Annotated in this window: 6 protein-coding genes; 2 read left to right on the top strand and 4 right to left on the bottom strand. The window is 71.0% G+C overall.

What is annotated here, in order from left to right:
• The 4 genes from VIB55_RS07860 to VIB55_RS07845 all read right to left on the bottom strand — a co-directional run.
• On the bottom strand, window positions 1–1,287 hold a 1,287-nt coding region (locus VIB55_RS07860; RefSeq protein ID WP_331876123.1), incomplete at its 3' end, for a histidine kinase dimerization/phospho-acceptor domain-containing protein.
• A gap of 3 nt (window positions 1,288–1,290) precedes the next feature.
• Entirely contained in the window at window positions 1,291–2,799 is a 1,509-nt protein-coding gene (gene kaiC, locus VIB55_RS07855) for a circadian clock protein KaiC (protein ID WP_331876122.1), read from the bottom strand.
• Window positions 2,796–3,074: a circadian clock KaiB family protein gene (locus VIB55_RS07850; RefSeq protein WP_331876121.1), complete on the bottom strand. Its 279-nt coding sequence runs from the start codon at window positions 3,072–3,074 to the stop codon at window positions 2,796–2,798. The genes kaiC and VIB55_RS07850 overlap by 4 nt, the downstream gene beginning before the upstream one ends.
• A gap of 205 nt (window positions 3,075–3,279) precedes the next feature.
• Window positions 3,280–4,260, bottom strand: a complete 981-nt coding sequence (locus VIB55_RS07845; protein ID WP_331876120.1) for a GntR family transcriptional regulator — start codon at window positions 4,258–4,260, stop codon at window positions 3,280–3,282.
• Between the two features lie 267 nt (window positions 4,261–4,527).
• Between VIB55_RS07845 and VIB55_RS07840 the strand changes: the two genes are divergently transcribed.
• On the top strand, window positions 4,528–5,865 hold the full coding sequence (locus VIB55_RS07840) for a hemolysin family protein (protein WP_331876119.1): 1,338 nt from the start codon (window positions 4,528–4,530) through the stop codon (window positions 5,863–5,865).
• Window positions 5,858–7,189: a hemolysin family protein gene (locus VIB55_RS07835; protein ID WP_331876118.1), complete on the top strand. Its 1,332-nt coding sequence runs from the start codon at window positions 5,858–5,860 to the stop codon at window positions 7,187–7,189. Before VIB55_RS07840 ends, VIB55_RS07835 begins: the two co-directional genes overlap by 8 nt.
• Window positions 7,190–7,646: the final 457 nt, after the last annotated feature.

Below are 7,646 nucleotides of genomic sequence, written 5' to 3'. Positions count from 1 at the left end.
CACCTTGGGCGCATCCGTCTCCACCAGCGCCGGCTTTTCCGACAGGCGAACCTGGAACTCCAGCTCCTTCCGCCGCGCCGCGGGCTCCATCCGCTGCGCTACCTGCTGGATCACCTCGCGCAGGTCCGTGCGCTCCGAGTGAGCCCTCTCCGTGCCGGACTCGATGCGCGAAAAGGTGAGGATCTCGTCCACGATGTGAAGCAGGTCGCGCGCGTTGGCCGTCACGCGGCCCAGCTGCTCGCGCTGCTCCTCGGACATCTCGCCGTGGATCCCCGCGTCGAGCAGGTCCGAGTATCCCAGGATGGCGTTCAGCGGGGTGCGCAGCTCGTGGCTCATCACCGCCAGGAACTCGCTCTTGGCCTTGCTGGCCTGCTGCGCCTGCTCGTACAGCCGCGCGTTGCTCACCGCCAGCGCCGCGCGCGCCGCGAAGTCCTGCGCCAGCGCCACGTGCTCGGCCCCGTACTCGCCCGAGCCGCAGCCGAAGGTCATGGCGCCCAACGTCTCGCCCCGCGCCACCAGGGGCACGGCCATGGCGGCGCGCGTTCCCAGGGCGCGGATCAGCTGCCGGTGCTGCGCGTCGCGGGTGATTTGGACGAGCGTGTCGTCGTCCAGCGGCGAGTACAGCACCGCGCGGCCGGTGCGCACGGCCTCCGCGGCGGGGAACGGATCGTTCGGGCGGGGCGAATAGCGCTCGGCCAGGATGGCGGCGAGGGGCTCCTTTTCGCGGTTGTGATGCACCGCCGCCACGCGCCGCAGCCACTCGTCGCTCTCCCGCAGGTCGATGACGCACCAGTCGCCCAGCTCGGGGACGGCAAGGCGCGCCAGCCGCGCCAGCGTGGCCGAGGGCTCCAGCGAGCCGGCCAGCGTGGCGCTCACCTGCGAAAGGAAGCGCGCCCGGCGCGCCGCCACCTCGGCTTCGCGCCGACGCGCGGTTTCGCTCTCCGCGCGCAGCCGCTGCTCCTCGGCGTCGCGGCGGTCGGTGACGTCGCGCAGCGACACGAGGAGGGCTGGCTGCCCCTCCCAGTCGTCCAGCTCCACCACCCGCAGCTCGGCCACGCGCGGCGCCTGGCCACGGCGCACCACGTCGATCTCCACCGTTTCGCCCGCCACCAGCGGCAGCCCCAGCACCGCCTCGCGCAGCTCGTCGCGCGTGCGGCCGAACAGCGCCTCGGCCGCGGGGTTGGCGAAGCGTACCTCGCCGGTGGACGCCACGATCAGCACCCCATCGGCCAGGCGGTCGATGATGGTGCGCAGCCGCGCGTCGCCGGACGAGGGCGTGGCCTGCATGGGTCAGCCGCCCGCGGCCGGCCCGGAGTCCGATCCCTCGGCCTCACCCTGCACGAGGTGGCCGGACAGGATCCCCGAAATCTCTCTGAACGGCTCGCCCAGGTTCATCCCCGTGCCGTCGATGGTGTATTCGCGGATGTCGTGCTCGTGCGCCGAGCCGCGCATCTTCAGCACGGTCAGTGCCCGCCGCATCTGTCCGTGCGTTTCTACGTAGCGCAGCAGGATGATGGTATCCGTCAGCGTGGAGATGTGCTTCTCCGTCACGGACGATCCCCCCAGCAGCGACGGCGTGGTGGACGTGAACAGCCCCGCGGTTTCCTGCTGCTTGAGGAACGAGGTGAGGCCGATGACGAACTCGCGGAAGCTGCGCACGCTGGTCACCCGCTCCAGCGCCGACAGCGAGTCCACCGCCACCCGGTTGGGCTCGAAGTCGCGGATGGTGTCGCGCATCATCAGCAGGTGGTCTTCCATCGACATCGCGTGCGGATACTGGTTCACCACCTTCAGCGTCCCGTCCTCCTCCATCTTCGCGAAGTCGTACCCCCACGCGGCGGCGTTGCGGAACAGCTGGTCGCGGCTTTCCTCGAAGGCGAACAGCAGGCAGCGCTCCCCCTTCTTCACCCCGCCCGCCAGGAACTGGGTGACGGTGAGCGTCTTTCCCGTTCCCGTGGCGCCCGAAAGCAGGATGATGGAGTCGCGGAAGAAGCCGCCCCCGCACATCCGGTCCAGCTCGTCGCTCCCCGAGGTGATGCGCACGGTGGACGAGCTCTGCGTCAGCGGGATCCCGGAGATGGGGACGACCACGATCCCCCGGTCGGGCGTGACGGTAAAGGGAAACTCGCCGCGCTGGTGGGGCGCGCCCCGCATCTTCAGCAGCTCGATCGTGCGGCGGCGTCGCTCGTCCATCAGCAGGTTGCGAAGAATGACGACGTTGTCGGCCACGAACTCCTCCAGTCCGTGGCGGCTGACCTCGCCGTACTCCTCGCGCCGCTCGCCGGTGAAGATGACGGTGACGCCCATCTCCTTGACCAGGCGGGTGATGCGGAACATCTCGCCGCGCAGCAGGGCGTGCTCGCGGTACTGCACGAAGAGCGCGTTGAGCGAGTCCAGCGACACCCGCTTCGCCCCGACGCGTTCGACGGCGCCCCGGATGCGGGCCATCAGGCCGCCCAGGTCGTACTCGCCCACGATCACCTCGCCGCCGTCGGGATGGGGCGACGCGTCGACGAACGCCCACTTGCCGTCGCGCTCCCATCCTTCGATGTCCCACCCGAAGCCGCGCATGTTGCGGCGGATGTCGTCGACGCCGTCTTCGAAGGTTACGAAGACGCCGGCCTCGCCGAACTCCTCGATTCCGGCGGCCAGGAACTGGGTGGCGAAGACGGTCTTGGCGCTCCCCGCCGTGCCGGCGACGAGCGTGGAGCGGCCGCGGGGCAGCCCGCCCTCGGTGATGTGGTCCAGGCCGGAGATGCCGGTGGGCAGCTTGGTGACGCCTGCCGTGTCGTGGCTCATGGGTCGGTGTCCGTGTGCAGGTCCAGCGCGGCCAGCACGCGCGCCGCGTCGCCCAGGTCGCCGGTAACGCGGCGGGGCGGCGCGGGGTGTTCGCGGACTACCGTGGGAGTGGTGAGAATGCGGGCGTGCTCGGCGGCGTCTGGGTCGTGCACCACGTCCACCACGCGCAGGTCGGCGCCGCGAAGGCCGCGGCAGAGCGCGCGAAGGTTGCGCTCCGCGGCCTGCGACCGGGAGCTTTCGCCCGCCACGTACAGGGTGAGCCGGATGCCTTCCAAGGGTGAAGCCTCCGGGTACCGGGCCGCTGGCGCGGGGTGCGCCTGATTCCGAGTACGCTAGCCGCTGCGTCCAGGGAACGCAACAGCGCCCCTCCCCCCGGCCCCCTCCCCGCACAAACAGCCGTGCGGAGAGGGGGAGAACGGCGAAGGCGCGCGACCCCCAAGGGGCCGCGCGCCTTCTACACTCCAGGCCGTCGCCGCTCTGCTACTCGGTGCCGGCCAGCAGCTGCGTGGCGTCCTGCCGCTCCGCCGCGGCCAGGTTCAGGCGGATGATCAGCTGCAGCAGTTCGCGCGCGGTGTGCGCCGAAAAGGTGGGCGAGTGGGGGAGCAGCAGGGGCGGAAGCTGCACCCCCGCGCCCAGCTGCGCCCGGGCCGCCCGGGTGAGGATCACCGGCTCCGACGGGTCCAGCGCCGCGCGGGCCTCCTCGTCGTCCGCCAGCACCACGCGGATCTGCTCGCCCTCGCTGGCGTCGGCGTACATGGCGCGCAGCCGGTTGCCGAACTCCGGGTCCACGCACACCAGCGTCACCCCGCCCGTGCGGATCTCCCGCTGCACCGTCTCCACCACCTCGGCGTTCACCGTCAGCGTCACCGAGGGCACGTTCACGTTCTCGGCCGCCTTGCGCACCAGCCGCGAGTGGTAGCTGGTGGTCACCACCAGGTCCGCCGAGCGGATGGCCTCTTCCACCGCGTGGAACTCCACCGAGCGGTCGGGGCGGGGAAGGGGCACGGGCGAGATGTAGACGGGCACCGCCGTCAGCCCGAACTGCTCCTCGAGCTCGGCGCTGTACACCGTCATCTGGTCGACGTTGGATTCCACGACGGCGCAGCGCAGGGGCACGGTGCTGGTGCAGCGGCGGATGAGTTCGGGGATCTCGGCCAGCGTCATCCGCCGCTTCCACCCCTCCACCAGCACCCCCGCCATCCACCGCGCCGTCTCGGCCAGCACCTCGCCGCCCAGCTGGTCCTGCGGGGCCAGGTACACGCCCGAGCGGCCGCGTACCTCCACAAGCCCCTCGTCCTCCAGAATCCGGTAGGCCTGGGCCACCACCCGGTGGTCCACCCCCATCTCGCGCCACAGGGCACGGATGCTGGGCAGGCGGTCGCCCGGCTGGAGCAGCCCCAGGTGCAGGGCGCTCAAGATTCGGTCGCGCAGCTTGTCGCTGAGTGCGGTTTCCTGGTCCATCCCAAGCCGTTGAAGTCGCGTTGACGATCCGAAGGCGCCCTGCGCCTTTCGCGAACGTTGAATGGATCGCCTTGCGGGGGGTTCGCGCAACACGTACCCTCCACGGGACGTGGGGTGCCGCCCGTCCGTCCGGCGCCGTGGCGTGCTCCCTGCGTTCGCCGACTCCCCAATGAGCGTGTTTCCGAACCCGAACACAAGACCGGTCCGCACAGGGACACCCCACCGCCCCCCCGGCGTTGGGCCCGCTCCCGCGTGCGCCCCCCGCTGATGGTCCTTTCCATCCTGATCATCCTGGCGCTGATCGCGCTCACGGCGCTGTACGTGGCCGCCGAGTTCGCGGCCGTCAGCGTGCGCCGCAGCCGCATCCGCCAGCGCGCCGAGCAGGGCGACGTGTCGGCCATCCGCCTGCTCCCGTACCTGGACGATCCCGCGGCGCTGGACCACTACATCGCCGCCTGCCAGATCGGCATCACCCTCACCTCACTGATCATCGGCGCCTACGGGCAGGCCACCCTGGCCGGGCCCCTCGCTGGCCTCTTCCAGCGATTGTGGGGGATGGAGCGCCCCGCCGCGCTTTCCACCGCGGCCGGCGTGATCCTCGTCGTGCTCACGGTGCTGGCGATGGTGCTCAGCGAACTCGTCCCCAAGTCGCTGGCGCTGCAGTTTCCCACGCAGGTCGCGCTCAAGACGTCGCTGCCCATGAAATGGTCACTGGGCGCGTTCTCGTTCTTCATCGGCTTCCTGAACGGCAGCGGCGCGCTGGCGCTGCGGGCCATGGGCGTATCCCCCGTCGGCCACCGCCACATCCACTCGCCCGAAGAGATCGACCTGCTGATCGCCGAAAGCCGCGACGGCGGGCTGCTGGAGCCCGACGAGCACCGCCGCCTGCGTCGCGCCCTGCAGCTGGGCATCCGCCCCGCGCGCCACCTGATGGTGCCGCGGCAGGAGATCGTGGGCGTGGAGATCGAGACGCCCGTGGACGAGGTGCTGCGCAAGATGGTGGAAACGCCGTACACGCGCCTGCCCGTCTACCGTGGCGACATCGACCACGTCGAGGGGCTGCTCCACACCAAGGACCTGTTCCGGGGATACCTGGAGGCCGGCCGGGTGCCCAGCCTCCGCCAATTGATGCGCCCCATCCTGATGGTGCACGAAAGCGTCACCGCCGACCGCCTGCTGACGCTGATGCGCGAGCGGCGCAGCCATGTGGCCATCGTCATGGACGAGTTCGGCGGCGTGGCGGGGCTGGTGACGCTCGACGACGTGCTGACCGAGGTGATGGGCGAGGTGGCCGACGAGTTCCGCACCCACGACGAGCCCGGCCCCGAGCGGCTGGACGACGGCCGCGTGCGCATTCCCGGGTGGATGCGGCTGGACGAGGCCGAGCCCTGGCTGGGCATCCTGTGGGAGGGCGAGGCCGACACGGTGGGCGGGCGGGTGATGGAGGAGCTGGGGCACGTTCCCGAGGCGGGCGAGCGGCTGGAGATCGACGGGGTGCAGGTGGAGGTCGAGGCCATCTCCGGGCACGCGGTGCAGGCCATCCTGGCCCTGCCGGCGGGCGGGCGCCGGACGGGGGACGGCGGCGGGGAGGCTGCGGATGGATAAGGTGGTCCCCCTCGTCATCATCACCGTGCTGATCCTGCTGAACGCGCTGTTCGTGGCCGCCGAGTTCGCCATCGTGGGCGCGCCGCGGGCCAGCATCGAGCGCCGCGCGGCCGAGGGCGACGCCGCGGCGCGCATCGTCAGCAACATCCTCAAGGACCCGCGGCGGCAGGACCGCTACATCGCCACGGCACAGCTGGGCATCACGGTGGCTTCGCTGGGGCTGGGCATGTACGGCGAGCACGTGCTGGCGGAGTGGATCGGGCACTGGCTGGTGGGGCTGGGGCCGCTGCGCGAGGCGGGCGCCCACACCCTGGCCAGCGTCCTGGCGGTGGCCCTGCTGACGTACTTCCACATCGTGGTCGGGGAGATGATCCCCAAGTCCATCGCGCTGCAGCAGGCCGACAAGGCGGCGGTGTGGGTGACGCCGCCGGTGCTGGTCGTGCAGAAGATCCTGTATCCGCTGGTCATCGGGCTGAACGCGCTCGGCAACGCGGTGCTGCGGCTGGCGGGGATCAACCGCTACGTGGCCTCGGGCGAGCATTACCGCACGCCGGAGGAGCTGCAGTTCATCGTGCGCGAAAGCCAGGCGGGCGGAATGCTGCGCCAGGAATCGGCCGACGTGCTGCAGGAGCTGTTGGAGTTCGGCGACCTGACGGCGGGCGAGGTGATGATCCCCCGGGTGCACGTCGTCGGAATCCCCGCGGGCGCCACCGCCGACGAGATGCTCGACATCCTGCGCTCCAGCCCGCACACCCGCTACCCGGTGTACGAGGGGAGCCTGGACCACATCACGGGCGTGGTGCACATCAAGGACATTCTGCGGCGGATGCCCAACCGCCGCGCGCTGCGGCCCTCGGAAGTGCGCGAGGTGCCGTACATCCCCGAAACGGCGGAGATGGACACGGTGCTGGCGGCGATGCGGCGGGTGAACTCGCAGATGGCCGTGGTGATGGACGAGCATGGCGGCACCGCGGGGGTCATCACCATCGAGGACCTGTTCGAGGAAGTGGTCGGCGAGATCGAGGAGGGGTGGGTGGCCCGCCCCGAGATCCACCGGGCGCTGGATGGGCGGCTGCTGGTGGCGGGTACGGTTCGCATCAGCCAGGTGGGCGAGGAGCTGGGGCTGGTGCTGGAGCACGACGAGGTGGATACGGTGAGCGGGCTGGTGCTGTCGCTGCTGGACCGGCCCCCGCTGGCGGGCGACGTGGTGGAGTACGACGACGTGCGGTTCGAGGTGACGGCGGTGGAGGGGCACGGCGTGTCGGAGTGCGCGGTCACGCCGCTGCTGCCCCCGGAGGGTGCGGAGGACGCCCCGCGGGAGTGATGGGGGCTCGCGTCGTGCTAAGCGACGCACCCCGGCACATACCGTCTGACACACCCAAGCCTGTCATCCTGAGGCCAAGCCACACCACACTCTCACGTATACCGATCCCGTGCGGGCCGAAGGATCCAGCCGCGGCCGGCACGAAGCCCGGGCGCGGCAGCGTGCGAGAACCTTGAGGCGCGACGCCGTAGAACCACGCGACGCGGACGGGACCACGTGGCGGTCGGGCCGGACGTGGCGCATCCGCCGGCGCCCCCCATCCCCAACCCTTCCCCCGCAAACTGCGCGGGGGAAGGGAGCCAGTGTGGTGCGCTCCGTTGCGCGCGGTGTTCGGGCGGGCCCTGGCGAGCTTTGGGGCGTTTCGACGGACACCGGCGCATGCTGCGGCTGCCCTCTCCCCCGACCCCTCTCCCGCAAGCGGGAGAGGGGAGAATTCGATTGCGCTTGGGCTGGCCTG

The sequence above is a fragment of the Longimicrobium sp. genome, assembly GCF_036554565.1.
In the GTDB taxonomy this organism is placed as follows: Bacteria; Gemmatimonadota; Gemmatimonadetes; order Longimicrobiales; family Longimicrobiaceae; genus Longimicrobium.
Note: the sequence above shows the minus strand (reverse complement) of the source record. Positions and strands in the feature narration are given on the sequence as shown.